Here is a 26762-nt window from a genome sequence, read left to right on the forward strand (position 1 = left end):
TTGTGCAAGGGCAGACGATAAGGTCTTCGGCTTTTCGCCGCTAACGCCGGAACCCCCACCGGTATCGCTCAACGGACACGCTCCAGCACAGGACCCGCCCATGCCCCTCTCCCGCCTGGCTGCACTTGCTGCCGCCATCACCCTCACCTTGGGCCACAGTGCCGCCCACGCCAATGACCAGTTGCAGGCCAAGGTCGACCAGATCATCCGCCCGCTGATGCAGGAGCAAGGCATCACCGGCATGGCCGTGGCGATCTATGCTCGCGACCACGCGCACTACTTCAGCTATGGCGTGGCCAGCAAGGCCGACAATGTGCCGGTCAGCCGCGACACGCTGTTCGAGATCGGTTCGCTGAGCAAGACCTACACCGCCACCCTGGCCGCACTGGCCAGTGCCGAAGGCAAGCTGGACCTCGATGCTCCGGCCAAGCGCTATCACCCGGCCCTTGCCGGCACATCCATCGGCGACGCGAGCGTGCTGGAGCTGGGCGCCTACAGTGCCGACTGCCTGCCGTTGCAATTCCCGGATGCGGTACAGACACCGCAGCAAGTGGTCGATTTCTTCCGCCACTGGCAACCCCGCGCCAAACCAGGCACCCAGCGCTGCTACTCCAACCCTAGCCTGGGTTTGTTCGGCGACCTGGCCGCCCGCGCGCAACATCAGCCGTTTTCCACACTGATGAGCGAGGGCCTACTGGCAAAAATGGGCCTGGAAAACACCTATCTGCACGTTCCGGCCAGCGCCCAGGGGCTATATGCCCAAGGTTACGATGCCGACGACAAGCCGGTGCGCGTCGGCCCCGGCCCTTACGCCGACGAAGCCTACGGCATCAAGACCAGCGCCAGCGACCTGCTGCGCTATGTGCGCCTGCACATGCAGCCGGAGGGTCTGCCCCCGGCGCTGGTGCAAGCCACGGCCATTACCCGGCAGGGCTACTTCCAGGTCGGCGCCATGACCCAAGGCCTGGGCTGGGAGCGCTACCCCTACCCGGTCACGCTGGGCACCTTGGTAGATGGCAATGGCCCGCAGCTTATCCGTGAACCGCAGGCAACCAAGCGCTTGCAACCCGCCCTGCCCGCGCTGCCGGCAGCCTGGTACAACAAGACCGGCTCGACCAATGGTTTTGGCGCCTACGCCGCGTTCGTGCCCGCCGAACAACTGGCCGTGGTGTTGCTGGCCAACCGAAATTACCCGAACGAAGCCCGGGTGCGTGCAGCCTTCGACATTCTGTCCGGGCTGTAGTGCCGGCAACGATTGTCGAACAAAACGACAGAATGTAGTGAGAAAAAATATTCACTACAAAACGGTTGACGCCGTTCATCGCCCTTGGGCATGATGAAGCCGTCTCCCCGATCGGGAGCGGTGGCAAGGGTGTTCCAGACGGCCTGCGCGGTAACGCAGGCCGTCCGTGGAGAGGGAAACTGTCCAAAAGGCAGCGTGAGAAAGCCCCTGTTGCGATGCTGCTGTAGCAGCCTTGGTAGTGCGCTACACCGTGGTAGCGCCAACTGTGAAAAATCACCTACGAATGGGTAATGGGGGCTTTATGATGAACTTGAACAACAATCCGACTATCGACCAATTGGCCCAGCTGTTCGCCGTACGCAAGGACAGCCTTGACGACCATTTGCTGTGGGTCAGCCAGACCGGTGAAGTGCGCCTCGACCGCCTGCCACCGAACACCGTCGAAGATGAATTCGAAGAGCACCTGCCCAGCATGCGTGCCCGTTTCAAGGTCTACCGCCGTGGCCAAGGCTACGTCGGCAAGAAGGCTGCCGCCGACACCGAGTTCGTTGGCCGCGTCCTGCAGACCCTGCAACAAGAATGGCCCGCTGCCCGTGAGCAGCAGGCAGTCAAGGTGATCGAACCGCTCAACTGAGGGTTCCCACCCTTACCTGAGCCCGGCCTGCATAGGCCGGGCTTTTTCACGCCCGGCGCCGCTGGCTGCGGGGCTCCGGCAGTGGCAATGCGCCGGTTGCCATCGCCCGGGCGCGGTCAACACCCCACACCAGGGCGCGGGTCATGGTCTCGCCTGGCCGTGCGGGGTAATACTCCTCCAGCAGTGCCCGCCCATCCCCGGCATACAGCCCCAGGAACAGTTGGGTCGCCCCCAAGCGCGACAAGCGAACCTGCACGTCCAGCGTGGTGCCGTCACTGAGTGCTTCTTCGTGGCAGCGGCTGTGCAGCTGGGTGTCGGCCCACTGCCAATAGGTCTCTTCCCTGACTCGCATGAGCATTCAATCCTCCGTTGCTGGAATGCCGCGCCAGAAAACCACAGCCTTGGCCATCCTGCGAGCGCTACCCGGCAATGCCATGAGGCGGATCAAGAAATGGCAATAAAAACCCCGCCATTTGGCGGGGTTGTGCTGGAGCGGGATCACTTCTTCAGCGGAACCCGCGGCATGAAGCGGCCTTTTTTGCTGCGCTGCAGGTGTGCAGGCTGGAGCTGTTCGGAATCATCCAGCGTCATGTGGGCGAAGCCCAGACGGAATGCCGCCTGGCCGCAACGCACCTGGCTGTTGATCGGGAACGCGTCGTTCAGGTCTTCGAAAAAGGATTCGCTCATGCCCTGTCTCCCTCCAGTGGCGGACGCGCCGGCAACCAGAACAGTTGCCCAGGTAAACGCGACCAGTGAAAGTGAGACTAGCTGGTCATTTGCGGACCGCCCAGGCTAGAGCCCTGGACCCGACCAGCGGCAGAACGCTCTACTTCAGGCGCACCGCCGTGCCGGTAGCAAATACCACGACCATGCCGCCCTGTACCGACGGCATGCTGATCTCGAAATCCACCCCCACTACCGCATCGGCTTGCAACTGGCGTGCCCGCGCCTTCAGTTCTTCGGTGGCCTGTTCCCGGGCTTCGCGCAGTGCGCTTTCCAGGGTTTGCGAACGGCCGCCGAAGAAGTCGCGAAAACGTGCAAAGAAATCGCGCACGAAGTTGATGCCCTGCACCGATTCGGAACTGACCACGCCCAGGTATTCGGCAATCGGGCGGCCTTCGAGCTGGCTGGTGGTGGAAATGATCATGGGTTGCGCTCCATTGGCCTGGCAAAAGAGGCCGATTCTAACAGAGCGCAATTCCCCTCGCAGATACGCCTCCATTGTGGGAGCGGGCGCGCCCGCGAAGCAGGCAGCGCGTTGCTTGGCACGGGCTTCGCCGGTGTTCGCGGGCACGCCCGCTCCCACAGCTTGAGGGGTCGACTACGCGCTGACCGCGCGTAGCCGTTGGCCAATGCGGGCGCCGAACACGTTCACCAGCAACCCGGCCATCACCAGCAAGGCACCCCAACCCTGGGTTGCAGTCAAACGCTCGCCCAGCAACAACGCCGACGAACTCAAGCCAATCACTGGCACCAGCAGCGAGAACGGCGCTACCTTGCCGGCCGGGTGGCGCGACAGCAGCTTGCTCCACAGGCTGTAGCCGAGCATGGTGGCGACAAAGGCCAGGTAGACCAGGGCCAATACCGAACTCCAGCATATATTGGCCAGGGCATGGCCAATGCGCTCCGGCCCTTCCAGCCACCAGGAAAGTGCCAGGAACGGCAGTGGCGGGATCAGCCCGCCCCAGATCACCAGCGCCACCAGGTCAACCGAGCCAAAGCGCCGGGTAATGATGTTGCCCAAGCCCCACATGGCGCCGCCACACAGGGTCAGCACCAGCGCCAGCATCGGTACATGGCCACCGTCTTCGCTGCCGATAAGCGCCAGGCCGCTGGCCGCGACCAGCAGCCCCAGCGCGCTGGCCAGGCGCAGCCGCTCACCGAGGAACAGTGCGGCAAAGCCGAGGGTGAAGAACGCCTGCGACTGCAGGATCAGCGAGGCCAGCCCCGGCGGCATGCCGCTGTACATGGCCTGGAAAAGGAAGGCGAACTGGCCCAACGAAATGGTCGCACCGTAAGCGATCAGCCAACGCCAGGGCAGCTTGGGCCGTTTTACCAGCAAGATCGCCGGGAACGCCACCAACAAGAAGCGCAATGCCCCCAGCAACATCGGCGGCAAGCCATCAAGGCCAACCTTGATGACCACGAAGTTGACTCCCCACGCGACAATCACCACCAGCGCGATGAGCAGGTCCTTGAGTGGCATTGCAGCTTCCTTCTTCAGGTTTTCTAGACATATTTCGTTACAGCATAAGGTTATTTCGTTGCCAGGGACCTGCACAGTTGCCGCCGATCATTGCGCAACAGCACACTGTTTAACGCGCAAGACATTGTTTGACCTAGCTTGTATATACATGCTCACATGACGAAGAGGTCATCGGCCTCGAGTCCCCGCCGATGACTGACTCGCTACACAAGAACAATGAAGCGGAGCCACTGTATGTCCAGCAAACCCGTACTCGAGCGACGCTCGATCGACTACATACCCGAGACTGAACGCCATGGACGCGTGTACAGTCAGTTCACCCTGTGGCTCGGAGCCAACTTGCAGATCACGGCAATCGTGACCGGAGCCCTGGCCGTGGTGCTCGGTGGCGACGTGTTCTGGTCGCTGATAGGCCTGCTGCTCGGTCAAGTGATTGGCGGCGCGGTCATGGCCCTCCATGCCGCTCAGGGCCCTCGTCTGGGGCTGCCGCAGATGATTTCCAGCCGCGTGCAGTTCGGCGTCTACGGCGCGGCCATCCCGATGGTGCTGGTATGCCTGATGTACCTGGGCTTCACCGCCACCGGCACAGTGCTCTCCGGACAGGCGATCGGACAATTGCTCAACGTCAGCGACAGCACCGGTATCCTGATATTCGCCAGCATAATCGTGCTCGCCACCCTGGCCGGATACCGGGTGATCCACTGGATCGGCCGGGTCGCCAGCGTGCTGGGCATCATCGCCTTCGTCTACCTGTTCAGTCGCATCATGCTGCTGGCCGACATCGGGCAGTTACTCGACAACCGCCACTTCAGTTGGGCATCGTTCCTGCTCGCCGTATCGCTGGCGGCGTCCTGGCAGATCGCCTTCGGCCCCTATGTGGCCGACTACTCGCGCTATCTGCCCAGTAACACTTCACCACTCAAAACCTTCCTCGCCGCGGGTCTGGGTTCGGTGATCGGCGCCCAGGCGTCAATGATCCTCGGGGTGTTCGCCGCCGCCATCGCCGGTGCCCGGTTCTCCGGTCACGAAGTGGCCTACATCGTCGGCCTGGGTGGCGCCGGCAGCACCGCAGCGCTGCTGTATTTCTGCATCGCCTTTGGCAAGGTGACCATCTCGACGCTGAATTCCTATGGCAGCTTCATGTGCATTGCCACCATCATCAGCGGCTTCCGTGGCCACCTGGCGATCAGCCGTGCACAGCGCCTGCTGTTCGTGCTGGGCATCGTCGGCGCCGCCACCCTGGTGGCCTTGCTTGGCCAGCATTCGTTTCTCAGCGCGTTCAAATCCTTCATCCTCTTCCTGCTGACGTTCTTCGTGCCCTGGAGCGCGGTCAACCTGGTCGACTACTACTTCATCACCAAGGAGCGATACGACATCCCCGCCCTTGCCGACCCGCAGGGTCGCTACGGCCGCTGGAACTGGCCAGGAATCATCGTCTACACCGTGGGCGTGCTGATACAGATGCCGTTCATCGACACCAAACTGTACACAGGTCCGCTGGTCGCTCACCTGGGCGGCGTGGATATCTCGTGGCTGATCGGCCTGGTAGTGCCGAGCGTGCTGTACTACTGGGTGGCACGGCGGCGGGTGCAAGAGGCACCGGCAGCGATGATCGTACCTGACGCACACTGAGTCCTCTCGCCACCAACGTACAAACGTCTCGCCCTGGCACCACCAACGCGGTGCCAGGGAAGGACGCCCCCTGTTTCAGTTCCCTCCCCGGCACGTTGAACTGCCGCTCGCCATGTCCTCGCCGTGAGGATGAGAAAGCCTGGTCGCGCATCAGTAAAAAAACAGTTTGATTTTTTACTGTGACTGCACTTTTATAGGAAAAACAAGAACAACACCGCACCGGAGCCGCCTGTATGCAGACCGCCTTCCCTCACCTGTTCGAAGCCTTGCAGATCCGCGGCAAACGCTTGAAAAACCGCATCATGTCCACCGGCCACGACACTTGCCTGCCCACCGACAACCTGGTCAACGACAAGCTCATCGCCTACCAGCGCGACCGCGCCGCCGGTGGCGTCGGCCTGATCGTGCTGCAGGTGGCCGGGGTACATGACAGCGCCCGCTACACCTCGCATGTGCTGATGGCCACCGACGATGCCTGCATCGACGGCTACCGCCAGCTTGCCAAGGCCTGCCATGAGCATGGCACCGTGGTGCTGTCGCAACTGTTCCACCCCGGGCGGGAGATCATGGAATCGGCGGACGGTTTGCTGGCGGTGGCCTACTCGGCGTCCGCGGTGCCCAATGAGCGCTTCCGGGTGATGCCGCGCGCGCTGGACCAGGCGATGATCGACGAGATCGTCCAGGGCTATGCCAGCGCTGCCCACCGCCTGCACCAGGCCGGGCTGGATGGCGTTGAAGTGGTGGCCAGCCATGGTTACCTGCCTGCGCAGTTCCTCAACCCGCGGGTAAACCAGCGCACAGATGGCTACAACGGTGAACTGGAGCAGCGCCTGAGGTTCCTGCGCGAAGTGCTGGCCGCCGTACGCGCGGCGACCGACGAGCAGTTCATCGTCGGCCTGCGCATCAGTGCCGACGAGCGCGACAGCCTGGGGCTGAGCGAGGACGAGTCGCTGGCCGCAGCGGTTGCCTTGCAGGACCAGCTCGATTACCTGCACATCGTTGCCGGCACGTCGGCGTCCCTGGGCGGTGCCGTGCATATCGTGCCTCCGATGGCCATAGAGCCGGCATACCTGGCCCGTGAGGCCGGCACCTTCAAGCAACACCTGGACATCCCGCTGTTCGTCACCGGGCGTATCAACCAGCCACAGGAAGCCGAACTGATCCTGGCCCGTGGCCAGGCCGATGTCTGCGGCATGACGCGCGCGCTGATCTGTGACCCGCAAATGCCGAACAAGACCGAGCATGGGCAGGTAGAAGACGTACGTGCCTGTATTGCCTGCAACCAGGCCTGCATCGGCCATTTCCACCGTGGCTTGCCCATTTCCTGCATCCAGCGGCCGGAAACCGGCCGCGAGTTGCAGTACGGGCAACTGACACCCACCACCCGTCCCAAGCGCATCCTCGTGGCCGGTGGCGGGCCCGCCGGCATGAAAGCCGCCGCCGTGGCCGCTGCACGCGGGCACCAAGTCACGCTGTACGAGGCTGGCCCGCAACTCGGCGGCCAGGTGCTGCTGGCCCAGTTGCTGCCACGACGCAGCGAGTTCGGTGGCGCCAGCACCAACCTGCAGCGGGAAATGGCCCTGGCGGGCGTGGAAGTGGTACGCAACACTCGGGTCGACCGCGCACTGGTCGAGCGCGAGCGCCCCGACCTGGTAATCGCTGCCACCGGTGCCACCCCCTACTGGCCGGCCTTCGAGCGCACTGGTGATCTTCAGGTGGTGGATGCCTGGCAAATACTGCGCAATGAGGCAAAACCGGGGCGCTCGGTGCTGGTAATCGACTGGCGGTGCGACTGGATCGGCCCCGGCATCGCCGAACGCCTGGTGCGCGAGGGCCACCAGGTGCAACTGGCGGTCAATGGCACCCATTGCGGCGAAAGCCTGCCGCTGTATGTGCGCGACCAACTGGCCGGCGAGCTGCATCGCCTGGGAATCCCCATCACACCGTACGCCCGCCTGTATGGCAGCGACGACAACACGGTGTACCTGCAGCACACCGCCAGCGGCGAACCGATGATCTTCGAAGGCATCGACACCTTGGTACTGTGCCTGGGCCATCAACCGGAAGACCGCCTGGCCACGGAGCTGGCTGGCCTGGTCGAGGTGCGCCGCGTTGGCGACTGCCTGGCGCCACGTACCGCCGAAGAAGCGATTCATGATGGCCTGACGGTTGCCTGGGCGCTCTGAGGCTGTACATACTGCGGCTTTTACGATGGACCGACGTGCATGAGCCAACTCCCCCAGCCCCCCACCAGCGAAGCCGGGGGCGCCGCGCCGCAGTTTCTCGGCAGCCGCATTCGCGGCCTGCGCAAGCGCCGTGGCATGACCCTGGCGGAGCTGGCCACGCACAGTGAACTGACCGCTGGCTACATCAGCCAGCTGGAGCGCAACCTCTCCTATCCGTCGATCCCGGCGCTGTTCAACATCGCCCGCAGCCTGGGTGTAACCATCCAGTGGTTCTTCGCCAGTGAAGCCACCACTGCGCCCGAGGACCAGGGCTATGTAGTACGACGCAACAGCCGCCTGAGCGTGCACTACGAAGATGGCATCGTCGATCAACTGCTCACGCCCCAGCCCAACCGCCAGCTGGAAATCCTGCATTCGCGCTTCCCCCCGGGTAGCTACAGCCAGCAGAGCTACAGCCATGACGGCGAAGAGGCTGGCTACATCCTCAGCGGCAGCTTCGAACTGTGGGTAGGCGAACGGCATTTCCAGCTGGGTGAGGGGGACAGTTTCAGCTTCTCGAGCCAGGAACCGCACCGCTATGGCAACCCCGGTGAGGTGGATGCCGTGGTGATCTGGGTGATCACGCCGCCAACATTCTGAAGCATGCTCGCTCCCCAATATCCAGCAACAGGGTCTACCTTGTTAACCGAACTTTAGAGGAGCACAAACATGAAGCAGATCCTGATCATTGGCGCGGGCTTTGCCGGCCTGTGGAGCGCGCTCAGCGCCGTCCGCCAGCTTGACCTCCATGGCCGCAAGGATGTCGAGGTCACCTTGCTTGCCCCCCAGGCCGAGCTGCATGTGCGCCCGCGCTTCTACGAACCCGACGTACACACCATGGCCGCGCCGTTGCAGGAGCTGTTCGATGCCGTCAACGTCCGCTTCGTGCAAGGCACGGCCTTCCACATCGATGAAGCGGCCCGCCGCGTCAGCTACCGCACCCGCAGCGGCACCCAGTGCGCCCTGCCCTACGACCGGCTGATCATGGCCTGCGGCAGCGTGCTAAACCGGCCTGACATGGTCGGCATCGAGCATGTGTTCGATGTCGACAAGCTCGACAGCGCCGCGCGCCTGGAAACCCACCTGAAATCACTGGCCAGCCTGCCCGACACACCGGCACGCAATACCGTGGTGGTGGCCGGCGGTGGCTTTACCGGCATCGAGACCGCCACCGAACTGCCGGCCCGCCTGCGCAAAATCCTCGGCGAGGGCCCGGCGTTGCGCGTGGTGGTGGTCGACCGTGGGGCGAGGATTGGCGCATCCCTGGGTGATGGCATCCGCCCCGCCATCGAGCAGGCCTCCGAGGCCCTGGGCGTGGAGTGGATCTGTGGCGCCACGGTAGCCTCGGTGGACCCTGCCGGCGTGCAGCTGGACAACGGCCAGCGCATCGACGCCAGCACGGTGATCTGGACCGTGGGCTTCAAGGCCAACCCGCTCACCGAACAGATCAGTGGCGAGCGCGACCGCCAGGGCCGCTTGCACGTCGATGGCAACCTCAAGGTGACAGGCAATGATGCCGTGTACGCAGCGGGTGATGTGGCCTACGCCGCCTGCGACGAGCTTGGCAACTACGCGGTGATGTCCTGCCAGCATTCGATTCCGTTGGGGCGTCATGCGGGCAACAATGCGGCGGCCGAGCTGATTGGCGTGGCACCGAAGACCTACAGCCAGCCCAAGTACGTGACCTGCCTGGACCTTGGGGCCTGGGGGGCGGTGTATACCGAAGGGTGGGAGCGCACGGTGTCGCCACCGGAGGACAAGGCTGAGGCCAAGGTGCTGAAGGCGCAGATCAATACGGTGTGGATCTATCCGCCAGCGGCCGAACGTGCTGCGGCGCTGGCAGCCGCTGACCCGGCTATACCGGTGGCCTGAGGTTGATTGTGGGAGCGGCCTTGTGTCGCGAAGGGGCCGCGTAGCGGCCCCAGGATGCCAGCGTTTTACACCGAGATCTCTGGGGCCGCTTTGCGCCCCATTCGCGACACAAGGCCGCTCCCACAAGGTTTGCGCAAGCCTTTAGCGCTTGTGCAAACCAGCAGGGTCAGGCAGCAGCAAACAGCTCGTTGGCGATCTGCGCCTGGGCAGCATCGATCGCCTGGCTGCGGTGCTCAGGGCCATAGGCCAGGCCATGGGCACGGACGATTTCCAGGTCGGTGACACCGATGAAGCCCAGAAACACCTTGAGGAAATCCTCATGCCCGGCGCCAGTCGGCTGGCCAGCGTGCAGGCCACCAGCGGTGGAAACCAGCACTACCTTCTTGTTGCCGCACAGGCCTTCCGGGCCGGCTTCGGTGTAGCGGAAAGTCTTGCCGGCGACGGCGACGCGGTCGATCCAGGCCTTGAGCTGGGTCGGCACGGTGAAGTTGTACATCGGCGCACCAATCACCACGGCATCGGCAGCCAGGAACTCTTCCAGGGTTTCCGCGCTCAGCTTGGCTTCGAAGGCCTGGGCTGCGTCGCGCATGTCTTCCGGGGTGCCAGCCGCTACCAGGGTAGCCGCAGAGAAGTGGGCGATGGCGTCGGCGGCCAGGTCACGGTACACCACTTCCACGCTCGGGTCGGCGGCTTTCCAGGCTTCGACCACTTCGCGGCTCAGTTGGCGGGAGGCGGAATTGTCGCCCAGGATGCTCGAATCGATATGCAACAGTTTCATGGGACTCTCCTGTGAATGAAGACCGCGACGTTGGGCGATCACGATGGGGAGAATCCTACCGACCTCACCAATGGCTGATAAGTCGGCAAAAATGCGCTAGTTTGTCCCACAGGTGGAACAGTGAGACATTCCCATGCAAGACCTCAACGACCTCTTCTACTTTGCCCGCGTAGTCGAAGCCGGCGGCTTCGCCGCTGCCGGCCGCCAGCTGGGCATCCCCAAGTCGCGCCTGTCGCGGCGTATCGCCGAGCTTGAAGAACGCCTGGGCACACGCCTGCTGCAACGCACCACGCGGCAACTGAAGCTCACCGCGGTGGGCGAGCGCTACCTGCACCATTGCCAGGCCATGCTGCTGGAAGCCGAAGCCGCCGATGAAGCCGTGGCCAGCATGAGCAGCGAACCGCGCGGGCGTTTGCGGGTGTCCTGCCCGGTGGCATTGGCCCACGCCTTCCTGCCAGATGTGATCAGCCGCTTTCTCGCGCAGTACCCGCTGGTGCAACTGGACATGGTGCTGCTCAACCGCCGGGTCGACCTGATTTCCGAAGGCATCGACGTGGCCTTGCGCGTGCGCGACCTGGGCGATGAAGACCCGGCCCTGGTCACCCGCCGCCTGCGCCAGGCACAGATGCAACTGGTTGCCGCGCCTGGTTTCGCCGACCACATTCGCGAACCGGGCGAACTGGCGTCATTGCCGGTGCTGGGCGCCGCCGAGGCAGACCGCTTGGTACACTTCCGCCTGTTCGGCCCCCATGGCAAGCAGCAGGAAATCGCCCTGGAACCGCGCCTTGCCATCGATGATTTCGTAGTACGTAATGCTGCTGTACGGGCTGGCCTCGGGTTTACCGCGCTGCCCAGCATGTTCTGCGAGGAAGAGCTGGAACGCGGCGAACTGGTGCGCCTGCTGCCCGACTGGTCGCTACCGGGTGGCTACTTGCAGGCCGTGTACCCGCACCGGCGCGGTTTGCTGCCTGCGGTGCGAGTGTGGATCGATCATCTGGCGGCGTCGTTCGAGGCCTGTGGAGAGCAGTATGTCTGAGCGGAACATGAGCGAAGCCGAGGTGGCGGCGTTTTGCCTGAGCCTGCCGGGTGCGCGGGAAGACTACAAATGGGGCGGCATTCGGGTGTTTTCGGTGGCAGGCAACAAGATGTTCGCGGTGCTCGACCTGGCAGGTGCGGGGTTGTCGTTCAAGGTGGCCGACGAACTGTTTCTCGGCTATTGCGACCGCCCGGGGGTGCGGCCTGCGCCGTACCTGGCGAGGGCGCGATGGATCAGCATGGCGCTGCCCTACCCCATGGGGCGTGATGAGCTGTGTGATGCGTTGCAACGCTCGCACCAGTTGGTGGTGCGGCGGTTGCCGAAGCGGTTGCAGGTGGGGTTGGTGATCTAGATACCCTGTGCCGGCCTCTTCGCGGTGTACGACCGGAGACATCCTTTACATCGTAAACCGGGGACATGGTTTACACATTTGAGGCTTGGACGCGGTTTGCACCCCGTTCAAGCCTCCCCAGGAGATGGTCACACAGGAACACATCCCAAACATCATCTTCCACCTCCTTCAGGCCTATCCTCTCGCCAGACAAGGCCTCGCTGATGAACAGCAGCTTGTTCTTCCATTTGATTGAGCCATTCTGCCTAACACTGCGGACCACCATTGCGGTGGGGTACTCCACGATAGGCAGACATCCTGGGTAAGGCCGGTTGGATGGCACATACAGCTCGAATGGGCGTTTCATCCCCAGTGCTTCGTGGGGGCGGATATAGTTGAACTCCTGCCTGAAGTGCTCAAGCAGCAACTGCTGATCAATCAAATTGTGCCCCACAGGCAGTTCAAGCTTCATGCTGCGGTGCATCCGCTCGTGACGGCCATTCTGGTCAGGGCGCGCGGGGGCCGTTCGTTCGGGGTAGATGCCGAGACGGATCAGCCAGACAGCAATTGTGGACATCCTTGCCAAGCCCGTCGACGCAAACGGGCTGCCGTTGTCAGAGCGGATGACCTCCGGCATGCCATGCTCCTGAAAAAGCCACTCAAGCGTCTGCATGACCGGTTGCGTCATGATGTTCTTGTGGGCTTTGCAGGCCAAAATGAGGCGTGAGGCATGATCCGTAACTGTCAGCGGCTAGCACCACTGGCCGTTGAGCATTTTGAACTGGCCTTTGTAATCGATGCACCAGGTCTGGTTCGGCTCGTTGGCCTCTCGCATTTTCGTGGGGCTTTTTCCGTAGCGCCGTTTTGGCCCGCGCTTGTGGACCATGCCCATCCGGTCCAACCACTGCCCAGCTGTGCTCGGAGACGGCCAATCAATCGATGGATCTTCAAGGCGCAGCAGTTCAATCAGCTTCTTGGGGCCCCATTTATCGTGCGCCTCTTTCATCGCAACAATCCGAGCCAATAACTCATCACTTGTCTTGTTAGGACTGTTGTTAGGGCGTCGTGAGGCATCAGTCAGGGCTTCAGCACCGCCTGCCGAATATCGCGATATCCACTTGTCGACCGTCGGGCGGCTGACGTTGTACCGGCGAGCGAGCTGGCTCTTGGTGTAATCACCGGAAAGCCACTCGCCAACCAATCTGACTCGTTGATCCATGGGGGACTCTTGGTTCCAGGGCATGATCAGATACCTCCTGATCATGCGTATTAGCCTGTAAACCATGTCCCCGGTTTGAAATGTAAACGATGTCTCCGGTTTGTACCGCGGGCTTGCCCGCTCCCACAGGATTTTCACTGCCCTCAAGACCTGTGGAGTACCTGTGGGAGCGGGCAAGCCCGCGAAGAGGCCGACACAGCCACCTGTCAACCAAAAGCCAGATAGCGCCCACCAAGAAACAGCCAGTCCGCCCAGAACACCTGGTGCACCAGCACAATGCCCCAGAACACCAACTGGTACGACACCTTGCGCGTCTTGTGCCGATACAGCTGCTGCGCCAGCAGCGCCCCCGGCCAGCCGCCCAGCAGCTCACTGGCATGCAGCACTTTCTCGGGCGTTCGCCAGGCCTGGGTACGCGCCTGCTGTTTATCCTGCCAATACAGCAACAGGCTGATCAGGCTCATTGCCGGGTACAGCGCCAGCGGCCACCAGGCCTGATCGACCCAGGCCATGCGCGCCGCGCCCAGCCCCGGCAGCAGGCACAGCAGGCCCAATACCAGCAGCTTCAGGCGCACATTACGTACGCCCTCCCCCCTTTGCCCCCGCGCGGCCTCAGCCATGAGCCGTCGCCCAGTCAACCCAGCCGAACTGCCAGGTCGCCAGAATCAGCAGGCCAAACGCAATGCGATACCAGGCGAACACCGCGTAGCTGTGGTTGGCAATGAACTTGAGCAGGCCACGCACGGCAATCATGGCAAAAATGAACGAGGTCACGAAGCCAATGGCAAATACCGGCAGGTCGCCGGGCTGGAACAGGTCGCGGTACTTGTAGCCCGAATACACTGCCGCACCGACCATGGTCGGCATCGCCAGGAAGAACGAGAACTCGGTCGCTGCCTTGCGCGACAGGCCGAACAACAGGCCACCGATAATGGTCGAGCCGGAGCGCGAAGTGCCCGGAATCATCGCCAGGCACTGGATGAAGCCGATCTTCAGCGCGTGGCTCCAGCGCATGTCGTCCACGTGGTCCACCTCCACACGGTGCTCGCGGCGCTCGGCCCACAGCATGATCACCCCGCCCACCACCAGCGCCGCCGCCACGGTGATCGGGTTGAACAGGTATTCGTGAATCAGGTCGGCGAACAGCACGCCCAGCACCACTGCCGGCAGGAACGCCAGCAACAGGTTACCGGTGAAACGTCGCGCCGTGGGCTGGCTGGTCAGGCCGAAGACCACGTCGAAGATCTTGCCGCGAAACTCCCACACCACCGCCAGGATCGCCGCCAGCTGAATGATGATGTTGAAGGCCATGGCCCGTTCGCCGCCAAACCCGATCAGATCGGCGACGATGATCTGGTGGCCAGTACTGGAGATCGGCAGAAACTCCGTCAGCCCTTCGACCACGCCTAATATGATTGCCTGGAAGGCAGTCCAAAAATCCATCGTTCCCCCGATGGAGCGCTGCTCGTTGCAGGCCCCTTGTTCTTGATTTGCTTGAATTTGCCGCACGCGGCCCGGCTGTTTTACAGCGACTGTTGGGCGCAATGCCAGTAGAAAAGTTCACGCCGCCTAAAGGTTTCATCTTGCGCGGCCGAAATCCTAGCAGAGCGCCTTTGCAAACGCCTTGTACAACCCGCTGCAGACTATTGGATGGATAGCACTTAGCCATTAGTCGAGTGGGGGCCGGACGCAAAGCATGCTTGGATGCGCCTGAATAAAAAGAACAATGCGGGAGCTGTGGGATGAAAACCCTGAGATCGATGTCTATCAGCCGCCGTCTGTGGCTGATCCTTTTGGTGGCGGTGGCCATGCTGGTGGTATTGGGCCTGCTGATGCTGCGCCAGATCCACGGTGACCTGTACCAGGCCAAAGCGGAAAAGACCCGCCACGTGGTACAGACCGCAGCTGGTGTACTGGCCTATTACCAAGGCCTGGAGGCGGCCGGCACGCTTAGCCGCGAAGCCGCCCAGCAACAGGCGCTGCAAGTGGTACGCGCGCTGCGCTACGACCACGACGACTACTTCTGGATCAACGACCTGGGGCCGAAGATGATCATGCATCCGGCCAACCCCAAGCTCGACGGCCAGGACCTCTCGGCCATCCGCGACCCCGACGGCTTTGCCGTGTTCAACGAGATGGTCGCCCTGGCCCGTCAGCAGGATGCCGGGGCGGTCAACTACCGCTGGCCCAAGCCCGGTGCCAGCGAGCCGGTGGCCAAGACGTCCTATATCCAGCTGTTCAAGCCGTGGGGCTGGATTATCGGCTCAGGCGTGTACGTCGACGACGTGCAAGCCGAGTTCGCCCGCCAGTTGCGCGACGCCTCGCTGGTGGGCGTGGCCATTGCCCTGCTGATGGCGCTGGTGGTCATGCTGATTGCCCGCAGCATCGCCCGCCCGTTGCAAGAGGCAGTGCAGGCCATGGGTAACATCGCCAGCGGCGAAAGCGACCTGACCCGGCGCCTGGACACTCACGGCCGCGACGAGATCACCCACCTGAGCGAGCACTTCAACCGCTTCAACGGCAAGCTGCAAGGCGTGGTCGGCCAGTTGCAAGGGGCAGCACACGCCCTGGCCCAGTCCGCCGGGCATGTCGGCGACAATGCCGGGGCCGCGCAACAGCACAGCGCCCAGCAATCGCTGCAGATGGACCAGGTGGCCACTGCGGTCAACGAAGTGACCTACGCCGTGCAGGACGTGGCCAAGACCGCCGAGCAGGCCGCCGGGGAAATGCGCACCGCACAACAGCAGGTGGCACACGGTCAGGAGGCCATTCACGGCAGCCTGGCGCAGATCGACCGGTTGTCACTGACCATCGACCAGGCCGTGCAGGTGATCCGCGACCTGGCCGGGCATAGCACACGCATCGGTGGTGTGCTGGATGTGATCCGCTCCATCGCCGAACAGACCAATCTGCTGGCGCTGAACGCAGCCATCGAGGCGGCGCGGGCCGGCGAGCAAGGTCGTGGCTTTGCCGTGGTCGCCGACGAGGTCCGCCTGCTGGCCCAGCGCACGGCGCAGTCGACGGCCGAGATCCATACCATGATCGAGCACCTGCAAAGCCAGTCGGACGCCGCGGTCAAAGCCATCGACACCAGCAGCGAAGCCTCGCGCCAGACCGTCGAGCAGGCCCGCGAGGCAGGTGCCAGCCTGGATGCCATCAACCAGGCGCTGAACAACCTCACCGCATTGAATGCCTCCATTGCCAGCGCCACCTTGCAGCAGTCGCATGTGGTCGAAGAAATCAACCGCAATGTGCTGGATACGGCCGGGTTGTCGCAGCAGACCGCTGATGCGGCACGGCAGTCCAGCGATGCCGGGGTGGCACTGGGGCAGTTGAGCGAAGAGCTGGAGCAGCTGTTGCGGCAGTTCCGGGTATAAGGCCAAGCCCCTGTGGGAGCGGGCATGCCCGCGAAGCATGCGACGCGGTGTATGGCACCGGCTTCGCCGGTGTTCGCGGGCATGCCCGCTCCCACAGGGGGGGTATGTGCATCTCCACCGCTTACGCCCTACACCTTCCCCGGCCGACCCGCTACAATCGCGCCCCTCCCCCGTAGTCTCCAAGGATCGCCGATGTCCGGCCTTGAACTCATCGCCGCTGCCCTCGGCGTCACCGCTGTCTGGCTCACGGTCAAGCAGAACGCCTGGTGCTGGCCGATCGGCCTGGTCATGGTGCTGATCTATGGCTGGCTGTTCTACGAAGTAAAGCTGTATTCGGGCATGCTGCTGCAACTGGCCTACGCCATCCTGCAAGTTTACGGCTGGTGGCAATGGAAGCGCCCAGGCCATGCTGAAGACGCCCGCCAGGTCTCACGCCTGCAACGCCCGGCATTGTTCACCGGCCTGGCCGTCGGGGTGCTGCTGAGCGCCGCCCTGGGCGCGGCCATGGCCAACTGGACCGACGCCGCCCTGCCCTGGCTGGACGCCAGCCTGACCGGCTTCAGCCTGGTGGCACAACTGTGGATGGCGCAGAAGCGCCTGCAGTGCTGGCCGCTGTGGGTGGTGGTAGACATCGCCTACGTGGGCCTGTACCTGCACCAGCAGCTGTACTTCACCGCGGGCTTCTTCGCCGTGCTGACCCTGATTGCCGTGCGCGGCTGGCTGGAATGGCGCCGTGACCCGGCACTGGTGCAGCCATGAGCGCGGCGCAGGCCATGAAAGTGGTGGTGCTGTGCGGTCCGGAATCCAGCGGTAAAAGCTGGCTCAGCGGGGTGATCCAGGCGCATTTCGGCGGCGTGGTGGTGGCCGAATACGTGCGCCACTTCATCGACCAGGAAGGCCGCGACACCTGCTACGCCGATATCCCCACCATCGCCCGCGGCCAGCTGGCCTGGGAAGACCACGCCCGCGAGCAGGCGCCGCCGCTGCTGATTCTCGACACCCACCTGCTCAGTAACATGCTCTGGAGCCACGCCCTGTTCGACGACTGCCCGGCCTGGCTGGAACAGGCTTTGCTGGCTCGGCATTACCACCTGCACCTGTTGCTAAGCCCGCAAGGCGTGGATTGGGTTGCCGATGGCCAGCGCAGCCAGCCCGAACTGAGCGACCGCCAGCGCTTTTTCGACGACAGCCTGCACTGGCTGCAACGGCATGACCAGGCATACCAAATAATTGAAGGCAATTGGCCACAGCGCCAGTTGCTGGCACTGCAAACAGTGGCTAAGCTCATTGATAGCGATGCGCCAGCCTGCCCCACCGAGTGTTAACCCACTGACACACTCCCATGGGCAAAGGCCCCGAAATTGCGGGGCTTTCCCCTGCTTCGGGGGTAGTGTCAAGCTGCTGATACACCCCGGCAAAAACCCTTCCAATCAAGACCACCACTGGCTTTGCCGGCAACGCTCGCGGCTGCCTGTTTCACCCCTGAGACAGAATACGCCGCAGCTTGTCATGCGCTCACCTTAAGCTGTTGATCTGAAAACGCTTCTCAAAAGCGGCACACCTTCTGCTCGCTCCTTCGTATCGCTGAACAGGGCCAGCGTTCTATAAAGGAGTTGCCGTCGTGAGGAAACCTGACAAAGGCCTTTATTACCTTTTGCTGATGAGCTGTGTGCTGGGCTCGTTGAGCCTGACGGCCCAGGCCGACAACGGCATCATCGTGATAACCCGTGATGTGCAGACACGCAACGCCGTGGTCCCGCCGTTGCGACCCGACCCGAACCCCACCACCGCCAACGCCAACCCTTCCGCCCACATCCTCAAGCATACCAGCGAACTGAGTGATGGCGACTTCGCCAACATCAGCAGCGGTGCGGGTATCAGCACGCTGATTACCCAGCAGACCAACAACCTGGGCGGCAACCTCAACAATCAGACCCAGCTGCCCAACCTCGCCGGTGGCCGTGGTACAGGCTCGGGCAGTGGCATCTCGAACATGGTCAATTCGAGTGTGCAGCGCGGCCTGGCGCCGCTGCAGATCCTGACCGGAGGCAAGTGAGATGAAGCACAGGCTGCTGATCCTGGCCACGCTGTGCAGTACCTCGGCCTTCGCGCAATCCCCGGTTCCCGTGATCAACAACGCCGACATCGACAGCTCGGGCAGCCGTTACCATGGCAACCTGTCGGTCAACCAGGCGGCCGGTGACCAACAGCAACAGGCCAACGCGCGCGCCTTCGCCGTGGGGCCCGAGGCCAGCGCCACCACGCAGATCCGCCAGCGCCTGAACACCCCCGCAGCCCCGGCGATGGATGCCCGCTCGAGCATCCAGGGCAACGCCTTCAGCAACGGCAGTGGTGCCCTCGGGGTGAACCAGAGCGCCGGCGCCGGCACCCAGCAAGCCAACGCACTGCGCATCAGCCTCAGTGCCCAGCCGCAAAGCATCGACGACAGCGTCCTCATGCAACAGAACGTGGCGCTGCGCAACAGCTCCGATCCAGCTGACGCCTCACTCGGCCATCGCCAGGTCACCACCAGTGACCAGGCATTCACCGGTAGCCGCGGGGTGATCCAGTTGAATCAGAGTGCCGGGGTGGGAAACCGAATGGCCAACACCTTGAGCATACGGGTCGCGGATTGACCCATTCAGTTAAGAACAACACTTAACCTAAAAAAGTACGGAGAATCACCATGAAACCCTCGATGGCAATAAAGCCTCTGGTTTTCGCAATTGCTGCGGTCATGGCTGTTGCTGTACAAGCTGGGCAAAACGATCGGCGTAATGACCACCATAACGGCCACCACCATAACAATGGTCATCACACGCCTCCACCAACCAAGATCCCTGTGTATGCAACGGCCAATGCCTGGGACAGCCAGAGCAGTACCGACAACACCATCACCAACCAAGGGACCATCAACGAAGCCGAGATGAACCAATCGGCCGTTGGCGCCAGCGGTAACGTCGGCGTCAACGTTGCGGCCGGTAACGGCAACCAGCAGGACAACGCCGCGGCCATTGCCAACGCAGCGTCCGACTCGAGCCTGGACAACAGCTTCGTCTTCGGCACTGCCGAAGCCACCGCTGACGTCCGCCAGTACAGCAACGGCAACCGCGTCGACAACTGGTCTACCCAGTCTTCGGCGATCATGAGCGGCTCGGCCGACGGCGCGGAAGGCAACGTGGGTGTCAACATTGCTGGCGGCGACCTGAACCAGCAGAAAAACACCATGGCCATCGCCAACACCCACGCACCACTGGGTAACGCCACGGCCACGGCCTCTGCCGACCAGAACGGCCCAGGCCTGGTGGTGAACAACAGCGCCGACCGCACCTACCGGGTTGATACGCTGACCTTCACCAAGACCAGCAGCGGCATGTCCTCCTACAACAAGGACTTCGAGCTCCATGTTGACAAGGAGGACTCGTCAAGCTGGATGGCCTCCGGCGCCAAGCACTTCGATGCCAAAGGCACCAACAGCTGGGAGAGCAAAAACGCCAACAGCTACGACGCCCGATCCCACAGCAAGGCGACGCTGGACGCCACCCTGGACGCATCGCTGGATGCTTCGAAAACCGTCACCGTGGATCATGGCCGTCACGACCGCAGCCGCACGGTATCCGTAGACGCTGACCTGTACGCCAAACTCGATGTGACCGTCGAGAAGTCGCATGAGAAATCGGACAAATCCACGTCCGAAAATTCCTACGATTCTTCGTTCAAGAAATCGTTTGATGCGTCTTTCGAGAAGTCGGCCAAGAACCAGTCCAAATCGTCGGAAGACGTGGACAAGAAAATCCGCGAAAGCAGCTCGTTCGAGCTGAGCAATACCGTGTCCTTCCAAGTGCTGACTCCGACCGGATGGGCTAACCCTGTGACCAACACTGCAACCCTTAGCGGTTCGGTGAACGGTGGCAGCGGCAACCTGGGCGTGAACGTGGCAGCCGGTGTGGGCAACCAGCAGAGCAACTCGCTGGCCATCTCCAACACCTCGTTCTGATCGCTGTGCTCGAGGCCCCCTCCGGGGGGCCTTTCTTCAACAGAACCGGAAGGCATCCGATCATGCGCATTATTGCCTTGGCGTTTTTGCTGTGCCTGGCCAGCGTGAGCGAAGCGGCACAAATGCCGCTGTCCGTCTTGCCGGGCGGTGCCGTGGTGTTCAAGCCCATCCAGAGCGTACGCGAGCGCAAGTTCGCCGACCTGGTGCAACAAAAGACCGACTTCAGCTGCGGCGCCGCCGCGCTGGCCACCATCCTGCGCCAGGCCTACTGGCTGGACGTGGACGAACAACAGATCATCGAAGGCATGCTGGCCCACGCCGACCAGGATCTGGTGCGCACCCAAGGTTTCTCGATGCTCGACATGAAACGCTACGTGGAAAGCCTGGGGATGCGTGCCCGCGGCTACCGGGTGGCGCCCGAGACCCTGCACAGCGTGCGTATTCCGGTCGTGGTGTTGATGGATGTGCGCGGCTACAAGCACTTCGTGGTCATGCAGAAGGTCGACAAGGGCTGGGTGTACATCGGTGACCCGGTACTGGGCCACAAACGCTACAAGGTCGACGATTTTCTCAAAGGCTGGAACGGCATCATCTTCGCCGTGATCGGCAAGGGCTACGACAAGAACAACGTCTTGCTCGACCCGCCACTGCCCCTGACCGCCAAGGGCCGGGTGAACGACTTCAGCCCGGTGCAGGACGCAGAGCTTCTGGACTTCGGTTTCATCAAAAGCGACTTCTTCTAACGACGCTTGCAACGACAAGGAGCACGACGCTCCGGGGAGCACCCCAATGAAGAATCCTTTCTGGCTTGCAGTGGTTTGCCTGGCAGCCAGCCTGCCGGCCCACGCCGAAACGTTCAAGCCCATCGAACTGAAAGACCAGGAGTTGGCGAATTTGCGCGGGCGCTATGTGCTGCCGGGGCGCATCGTCAGTTTCGGCATCGTCATGACCAGCACCTGGCAGAACGCCAACGGTGAGGTGATCGGTGCGACTTCCACCCTGCAGATCCAGCAGTCGACCATCAAGCCACAGTTCTATGTGTCGCTGATCGACGAAAAAGGCACCGGTTCGACCGCCGGCGGCGCTGCCTCCGCCGGCAACGGTACGGTCACCGGCGGCAGCGGGCTCAACAACACCGAAGGGGTGACCCAGGTGGTGCGCGCGGCCGGTGACAACAACACCGCCTACAACAACGTTGACATCAATGTGACCAAGGCCAACCAGGCACCCGCCACACAACCACAGGGCCAGGTACTGGCCGCGGGCCAGACCTTGGTCGGCAAAAACGGTGCCGGCTCGCTCAGCGTGTCGTCGACCGGTGTGGGTGTGCAACTCAACATCAACGCCAACAACAACCAGGGCAGCAGCGTACAGCGCCTGGCCCAGGGTGGCCTGATGCAGAACTCGACACTGCTTGGCAATGGCAACCACGTCAACAACGTCACATCCCTCAACGTGGTCATGCGCGAGAACGTACCCACAGCCGCTTCGTTGAACGGCAGCCTTGACCAGCTCAAGGGCCTGCGCACGTTCGGCTATTGATCTCCAAGTTCACTGGCAGTCGAAAGGGACGGCAAATCCATGCACCGATCATTTACGCTCAGCGCCATTGTCTGTTTGACCAGCCTGGCTCCGGCCACCGCCCTTTTCGCAGCTGCCGACCCGCAGGTCGAAGCACTGAAGCAAGAACTGCTCGAGCTCAAGCAACGCTACGAGGCACAGCAACAAGCGCTGATGGTGCTGGAGCAGCGCGTACGCCAGGTTGAGGAAACCCCGGCAGCGCCGCCCCCAAAACGCCTGGTCAGGTCCCCCGCCGAAGGGGTCAAGGGCGCGCAGACAGTGGCCTCGGGCGCGCCGGGCACCACCGGCAGCTCCTATGGCCAGGCGCTGACCGCCGACGCCGAACCGGCACAGAGCGTATCCAACCTGTATGACGAGGCCAGCGGCTTCTTCGGCGGCGGCAAGTTCAGCTTCGAGACCGGCGTCACCTACACCCACTACGATACCCGGGCACTGGTGCTCAACGGTTTCCTGGCGCTGGACTCTATCTTCCTCGGCAGCATCAACCTCGACCGGATCAAGGCAGACAACTGGACCCTGGACATGACCGCGCGCTATAACGTGGCGCAGCGCTGGCAGTTCGACATCAACGTACCGGTGGTGTATCGCCAGTCCACCTATTCCTCCGGCGGCGCGGGCGGTGCCGGGCCGAGCACCTCCGACGAAACCGTCACTCGCGACCCGGAAATCGGCGATATCAACGTTGGCGTGGCCTACAAGTTCCTCGACGAGTCGGAGACCTGGCCCGACGCCGTGGCCACCCTGCGCATCAAGGCACCCACCGGCAAGGACCCGTATGGCATCAAGCTGCGCGAAGTGCCCGGCAACGACAACCTGTCAGTGCCGGAAAGCCTGCCGACCGGCAACGGCGTCTGGTCGATCACGCCGGGCATCTCGCTGGTCAAGACCTTCGACCCGGCCGTGCTGTTCGGCAGCCTGTCCTACACCTACAACATGGAAGACTCGTTCAGCGACATCAGCCCGCAGGCCAACAGCAAGGTGCCCGGTGACGTGAAGCTGGGCGACTCCTGGCAGATCGGCGGCGGTATCGCCTTTGCCCTGAACGAGAAGATGAGCATGTCGTTCTCGGTGTCCGACCAGTTCGCCCGCAAGAGCAAGATCAAACCGGATGGCGGCGACTGGCAGTCGATCTCCAACAGCGACTACAACGCGGCCAACTTCAACATCGGCATGACCTTCGCCGCCACCGACAATCTGACCATCGTGCCTAACCTGGCCATTGGTCTGACCGATGACGCGCCAGACTTTTCCTTCAGCCTGAAATTCCCCTACTACTTCTGATACTTGCCATCGCCGGGCCCGCACGAACGGGCCCGGCTTTTGGTTACCAGCCTTGTCCCGGACCGCCTTCCCTGCCCCGGCCTGTTATCATCAAGCACGGATGCATGACGTTTTAATGGCAAAAGGGATGTTTTTGTGAAGAACCTGTCAGACCACCCACGTACCCGGCTTGTCGCCCTGGCGACCCTGGTACTGGTGATCCCACTGGGTACGCGCGCCATGCTGGGTTGGTCCAACCCGCTCGGTTACCTGTCCGACCTTGCCCTCGGCAGCCTGCTGGTTTTGCTGCTGCACCGTCGGCCGTGGTGGCTGGCGCTGCCCGTATTGCTGGCCTGGGTGGCCCTCTGGGTGGCTTCGGCCGAACTGGTGAGCGCAGTGGGCCGCCTGCCCACCAGCGCCGACCTGACGTACCTGGTCGACCCGCAGTTCATGGGAAATTCGACCGGTGGCGGTCTGGCCCATGCCTGGCTGCCCTGGGCCATGGGCGCCGGCCTGCTGGCCTGGCTGGCCACCGCCTGGCGCAGCCGCACACAGCGCAGCCAGCCACTGCCACGCAAGGCCTGGGCCATTCCGCTGCTGCTGTTTGGCGCCCATTGGGGCAGCCAGCAACTGGTACCTTCCGACGCCGATCAATGGCGGCAATACAACCTCACCCACCAACTGCTGTCGGCCGGGGCCGGCAACCTGCAACGCCAGGTCGAAGGCTGGATGGGCCGGACGCAAACCTTCACGCCCCTGGCCAGCACTGGCCTGACCCAGTCCGACCTGCATGGCCAACGCCTGCTCGCCGGGCCAGGTAACGCCCGCAACCTGCTGGTCATCACCGTGGAAGGCATCCCCGGGGCCTACCTGCGGCCCAACCGCCAGGCCCTGCACAGCCGCTTCGACGAAGAGCTGATGCCCAAGCTCAGCCAGTGGGCCGAGCGCGGCATGAACACCCCGGACTACGTGCTGCATACCCACCAGACCATCCGTGGCCTGTACGCAATGCTGTGCGGTGACTACGACAAGCTGGCCAACGGCACACCCAAAGGCGTGGAGCTGCTGACCCAGAACGAACGCAACCAGGCCTGCCTGCCGGCGCAGTTGCGCCAGGCTGGCTTCACCACCCACTACCTGCAAGGCGCCGGCCTGCGCTTCATGGCCAAGGACCGCATCATGCCGCACATCGGCTTTGACGCGGTGCACGGCCAGGAGTGGTTCCGCAACAAGAACTACCTGGACTTCCCCTGGGGCAAGGATGACCGGTCCTTCTTCGAAGGTGCGCTGGACTATGTCGGGCAGCTGCAAAAGCAGGACAAGCCCTGGATGCTGACCCTGCTCACCGTGGGCACCCACCAGCCGTACTCGGCACCGGCCGATTACCTGGAGCGCTACGACACGCCGAAACAGGCGGCAGTCGCCTACCTGGACGACGCGCTCGGGGCGTTCCTCGACAACCTCGAACGCCAGGGCGTACTCAAGGACACCCTGGTGGTGGTCACCTCCGACGAGTCCCACGGCATCGACGGTGTGCGCCTGGCCTCGTCCTGGGGCTTCAACCTCACCCTGGCGCCGGAGCAGGCGCAGTTGCCACGGATCAAGCGCGGAACCTACGGCCACATCGACCTGGCCACCTCCCTGCTCGACTACTTTGCCCTGCCCATCCCAGTGGCGCTCGGCGGTCGCTCGCTGTACCGCGACTACGACAGCGGTCGCGAGATGATCTCCTACACCAACGGCATGCTGCGTTATCACGACGGCCAGGGCGTGTTCACCGAATGCGACTTCCAACAGCGCTGCCGGCGTTACGCCAGCGAGGGCTTCATCGCCGACCAGGCACGTTACCTTGGTCCGGGCGACAGCCTGCTCGGCCAGCAGATCAGTGCCCTCGCCGGGGTGCTCGACCAGTCCCTGCTGCAAACACCGCTCAACCTGCGTTACCAGTTCGGCAGCCCATCGCCGATCCGGCTGCGCAAACGCATTCACGATGACTGGGCCGACAACCTGATCGGCGCCCAGTACCTGGAAATGCCCGAGGGCTCGCATACCCGCGTGCGGGTCAAGGTACGCTCGCTGGACCCTCAGCGCGCAGCCTATATCCAGCTCAAGGCCAAGCAGCTGGAGCAGGACGTACCGCTGGGCTTGCCTGATGAAGTGAAAGTCACCACCGATGAGCCGCTGGAGATGGAGTTCAGTTTCGACAACCCGACCGCACGCAAGGCGTTTTCCTTCCATTTGCTGGGCTATGGCGGTGGCCAGGTGGAAATCAGCGACTTCAGCGTGATCACCGCGCTGCCTGGGGAAGATGAGGCAACGGATGAACTGAGCGAGGGGCATATCGCCCATTCGGGCTGAGCGCAGTACCGCTCATCGCCCGGCCTGCGCGGCCTGTCGATTCAACCCGCCCGTGCTCGACTAGTGTGTGAATCCCCCAATGTGGAGATAGCACCATGAGCACGAGCGAAAGCAGTCACTCGGTGGTTTCCCGCAGCCAGTGGCTGGCGGCCCGCCGGCAGCTGTGGCTGCACGAAAAAGCCTTTACTCACCACCGCGACGCGCTGGCCGCAGCCCGTCGCGCCCTGCCCTGGGTCAAGCTGGAGCACGGCTATCGCTTCCACGGGCCGGACGGCGAACTGAGCCTGGCCGACCTGTTCGCGGGCCGCAGCCAATTACTGGTCTACCACTTCATGTTCGCCGAGGGCTGGAGCGAAGGCTGCCCCGGCTGCTCGTTCCTGGCCGACCACTTTGACGGCGCCAACCTGCACCTGGCGCATCACGACGTGTCGCTGGTGGCGGTGTCGCGGGCGCCGTATGCCGAGTTCCAGGCGTTCCGCCGGCGCATGGGCTGGCAGTTCCCCTGGTATTCGTCACATGGCAGCGGGTTCAACGAGGACTTTGGCGTCAGCGTTGGCAGTGAGGGCCAGCGGCAGTACAACTATGAGCCCTATGACGGCAACGAAAGCGAGCTTCCCGGGCTGAGTGCGTTCTACCGCGAGCCGGATGGCAGCGTGTACCACACCTACTCAACCTATGCCCGCGGGCTGGATATCCTGGTCAATACCTACAACTTCCTCGACATTGCGCCACTGGGGCGCAATGAGGGTGGGACCATGGACTGGGTGCGGCACCATGACCGTTATGAAGGGCAGCCGGACAAACCTCACTGCTGCCATACATAACGTGAGGCAACATATATCCCTGTGGGAGCAACTGTCTTGCTCAATTTCTAAAAGCTGGCGCGCCCCCTGTGGGAGCGGGCGTGCCCGCGAACACGGGCGAAGCCCGTGCCATCCACCGCGGTGTCGTCTCGCGGGTAACCCGCTCCCACAGGATCACGCTGTGATTTGCGCCATGTTTTCAGGCTGCGG

Annotated in this window: 26 protein-coding genes and 1 pseudogene; 19 read left to right on the forward strand and 8 right to left on the reverse strand. The window is 63.0% G+C overall.

Going from position 1 to position 26762, the window contains the following annotated elements; translation table 11 throughout:
* Nucleotides 1–100: 100 nt before the first annotated feature.
* The gene (gene ampC / locus A4C63_RS23660) at nucleotides 101–1243 is read left to right on the forward strand and encodes a class C beta-lactamase (protein WP_063914859.1); all 1143 of its coding nucleotides are present in this window, start codon (nucleotides 101–103) and stop codon (nucleotides 1241–1243) included.
* 301 nt (nucleotides 1244–1544) lie between these two features.
* Entirely contained in the window at nucleotides 1545–1877 is a 333-nt protein-coding gene (locus A4C63_RS23665; RefSeq protein WP_003253895.1) for a hypothetical protein, read from the forward strand.
* Between the two features lie 46 nt (nucleotides 1878–1923).
* Here the strand turns inward: A4C63_RS23665 and A4C63_RS23670 are convergent, their stop codons facing one another.
* From A4C63_RS23670 to A4C63_RS23685, 4 genes are all read right to left on the reverse strand, one after another.
* Complete coding sequence (locus tag A4C63_RS23670) at nucleotides 1924–2235, reverse strand: hypothetical protein (protein ID WP_063914860.1); 312 nt, start codon at nucleotides 2233–2235, stop codon at nucleotides 1924–1926.
* 140 nt (nucleotides 2236–2375) lie between these two features.
* Complete coding sequence (locus A4C63_RS23675; RefSeq protein WP_003253897.1) at nucleotides 2376–2564, reverse strand: hypothetical protein; 189 nt, start codon at nucleotides 2562–2564, stop codon at nucleotides 2376–2378.
* A 139-nt stretch (nucleotides 2565–2703) separates the two neighbouring features.
* Nucleotides 2704–3024 carry a YbjQ family protein gene (locus A4C63_RS23680; RefSeq protein ID WP_003258990.1) on the reverse strand — a complete coding sequence of 107 codons (321 nt, stop codon included), beginning with the start codon at nucleotides 3022–3024 and terminating at the stop codon, nucleotides 2704–2706.
* A gap of 174 nt (nucleotides 3025–3198) precedes the next feature.
* The gene (locus tag A4C63_RS23685) at nucleotides 3199–4083 is read right to left on the reverse strand and encodes an EamA family transporter (protein WP_063914861.1); all 885 of its coding nucleotides are present in this window, start codon (nucleotides 4081–4083) and stop codon (nucleotides 3199–3201) included.
* Nucleotides 4084–4317: 234 nt separating this feature from the next.
* Here A4C63_RS23685 and A4C63_RS23690 point away from each other — a divergent pair, with 234 nt between their 5' ends.
* From A4C63_RS23690 to A4C63_RS23705, 4 genes are all read left to right on the forward strand, one after another.
* Nucleotides 4318–5715 (forward strand): cytosine permease, encoded by a 1398-nt coding sequence (locus A4C63_RS23690; protein WP_063914862.1) that lies wholly within the window; start codon nucleotides 4318–4320, stop codon nucleotides 5713–5715.
* A gap of 233 nt (nucleotides 5716–5948) precedes the next feature.
* Nucleotides 5949–7901 carry an FAD-dependent oxidoreductase gene (locus A4C63_RS23695; RefSeq protein ID WP_063914863.1) on the forward strand — a complete coding sequence of 651 codons (1953 nt, stop codon included), beginning with the start codon at nucleotides 5949–5951 and terminating at the stop codon, nucleotides 7899–7901.
* Nucleotides 7902–7940: 39 nt separating this feature from the next.
* Complete coding sequence (locus tag A4C63_RS23700) at nucleotides 7941–8540, forward strand: helix-turn-helix domain-containing protein (protein ID WP_063914864.1); 600 nt, start codon at nucleotides 7941–7943, stop codon at nucleotides 8538–8540.
* Nucleotides 8541–8609: 69 nt separating this feature from the next.
* A complete protein-coding gene (locus A4C63_RS23705; protein ID WP_063914865.1) occupies nucleotides 8610–9812 on the forward strand; it encodes an NAD(P)/FAD-dependent oxidoreductase in 1203 nt (400 codons plus the stop codon).
* 166 nt (nucleotides 9813–9978) lie between these two features.
* On the opposite strand, the gene A4C63_RS23710 is transcribed toward A4C63_RS23705, so the two are convergent.
* Nucleotides 9979–10590: an FMN-dependent NADH-azoreductase gene (locus A4C63_RS23710; protein WP_049277030.1), complete on the reverse strand. Its 612-nt coding sequence runs from the start codon at nucleotides 10588–10590 to the stop codon at nucleotides 9979–9981.
* Between the two features lie 133 nt (nucleotides 10591–10723).
* Here A4C63_RS23710 and A4C63_RS23715 point away from each other — a divergent pair, with 133 nt between their 5' ends.
* Both A4C63_RS23715 and A4C63_RS23720 read left to right on the forward strand, forming a co-directional pair.
* On the forward strand, nucleotides 10724–11626 hold the full coding sequence (locus tag A4C63_RS23715; protein WP_063914866.1) for a LysR substrate-binding domain-containing protein: 903 nt from the start codon (nucleotides 10724–10726) through the stop codon (nucleotides 11624–11626).
* A complete protein-coding gene (locus A4C63_RS23720) occupies nucleotides 11619–11978 on the forward strand; it encodes an MmcQ/YjbR family DNA-binding protein (RefSeq protein WP_063914867.1) in 360 nt (119 codons plus the stop codon). The genes A4C63_RS23715 and A4C63_RS23720 overlap by 8 nt, the downstream gene beginning before the upstream one ends.
* A gap of 70 nt (nucleotides 11979–12048) precedes the next feature.
* On the opposite strand, the pseudogene A4C63_RS27145 reads toward A4C63_RS23720, so the two are convergent.
* From A4C63_RS27145 to A4C63_RS23735, 3 genes and pseudogenes are all read right to left on the reverse strand, one after another.
* Nucleotides 12049–13200 (reverse strand): annotated as a pseudogene (locus A4C63_RS27145) (DDE-type integrase/transposase/recombinase).
* Between the two features lie 182 nt (nucleotides 13201–13382).
* Nucleotides 13383–13796 (reverse strand): DUF1294 domain-containing protein, encoded by a 414-nt coding sequence (locus A4C63_RS23730; RefSeq protein ID WP_063914868.1) that lies wholly within the window; start codon nucleotides 13794–13796, stop codon nucleotides 13383–13385.
* Entirely contained in the window at nucleotides 13789–14619 is an 831-nt protein-coding gene (locus A4C63_RS23735; RefSeq protein WP_025339410.1) for an undecaprenyl-diphosphate phosphatase, read from the reverse strand. The genes A4C63_RS23730 and A4C63_RS23735 overlap by 8 nt, the downstream gene beginning before the upstream one ends.
* 299 nt (nucleotides 14620–14918) lie before the next feature.
* Between A4C63_RS23735 and mcpP the strand changes: the two genes are divergently transcribed.
* The 11 genes from mcpP (at nucleotide 14919) to A4C63_RS23790 (ending at nucleotide 26573) form a co-directional block, all read left to right on the forward strand.
* Entirely contained in the window at nucleotides 14919–16553 is a 1635-nt protein-coding gene (mcpP, locus tag A4C63_RS23740; RefSeq protein WP_063914869.1) for a methyl-accepting chemotaxis protein McpP, read from the forward strand.
* Between the two features lie 192 nt (nucleotides 16554–16745).
* On the forward strand, nucleotides 16746–17312 hold the full coding sequence (gene pnuC / locus A4C63_RS23745) for a nicotinamide riboside transporter PnuC (protein WP_063914870.1): 567 nt from the start codon (nucleotides 16746–16748) through the stop codon (nucleotides 17310–17312).
* Nucleotides 17309–17878, forward strand: a complete 570-nt coding sequence (locus A4C63_RS23750; protein ID WP_063914871.1) for an AAA family ATPase — start codon at nucleotides 17309–17311, stop codon at nucleotides 17876–17878. Before pnuC ends, A4C63_RS23750 begins: the two co-directional genes overlap by 4 nt.
* A gap of 296 nt (nucleotides 17879–18174) precedes the next feature.
* Nucleotides 18175–18609 carry a hypothetical protein gene (locus A4C63_RS23755; RefSeq protein WP_063914872.1) on the forward strand — a complete coding sequence of 145 codons (435 nt, stop codon included), beginning with the start codon at nucleotides 18175–18177 and terminating at the stop codon, nucleotides 18607–18609.
* Nucleotide 18610: 1 nt separating this feature from the next.
* On the forward strand, nucleotides 18611–19189 hold the full coding sequence (locus tag A4C63_RS23760) for a hypothetical protein (protein ID WP_063914873.1): 579 nt from the start codon (nucleotides 18611–18613) through the stop codon (nucleotides 19187–19189).
* A 50-nt stretch (nucleotides 19190–19239) separates the two neighbouring features.
* Nucleotides 19240–20550 (forward strand): hypothetical protein, encoded by a 1311-nt coding sequence (locus tag A4C63_RS23765; protein WP_063914874.1) that lies wholly within the window; start codon nucleotides 19240–19242, stop codon nucleotides 20548–20550.
* 62 nt (nucleotides 20551–20612) lie between these two features.
* Nucleotides 20613–21293 carry a C39 family peptidase gene (locus A4C63_RS23770; protein WP_063914875.1) on the forward strand — a complete coding sequence of 227 codons (681 nt, stop codon included), beginning with the start codon at nucleotides 20613–20615 and terminating at the stop codon, nucleotides 21291–21293.
* 46 nt (nucleotides 21294–21339) lie between these two features.
* Nucleotides 21340–22092: a hypothetical protein gene (locus A4C63_RS23775; protein WP_063914876.1), complete on the forward strand. Its 753-nt coding sequence runs from the start codon at nucleotides 21340–21342 to the stop codon at nucleotides 22090–22092.
* Between the two features lie 39 nt (nucleotides 22093–22131).
* A complete protein-coding gene (locus tag A4C63_RS23780; protein ID WP_063914877.1) occupies nucleotides 22132–23412 on the forward strand; it encodes a hypothetical protein in 1281 nt (426 codons plus the stop codon).
* Between the two features lie 135 nt (nucleotides 23413–23547).
* A complete protein-coding gene (locus A4C63_RS23785) occupies nucleotides 23548–25749 on the forward strand; it encodes an LTA synthase family protein (protein WP_063914878.1) in 2202 nt (733 codons plus the stop codon).
* 95 nt (nucleotides 25750–25844) lie between these two features.
* Nucleotides 25845–26573, forward strand: coding sequence for a thioredoxin family protein (locus tag A4C63_RS23790; protein WP_063914879.1), 729 nt, complete (start codon nucleotides 25845–25847; stop codon nucleotides 26571–26573).
* Nucleotides 26574–26762 lie beyond the last annotated feature (189 nt).

It is taken from the genome of Pseudomonas sp. p21 (assembly GCF_001642705.1).
Classification (GTDB): domain Bacteria; phylum Pseudomonadota; class Gammaproteobacteria; order Pseudomonadales; family Pseudomonadaceae; genus Aquipseudomonas.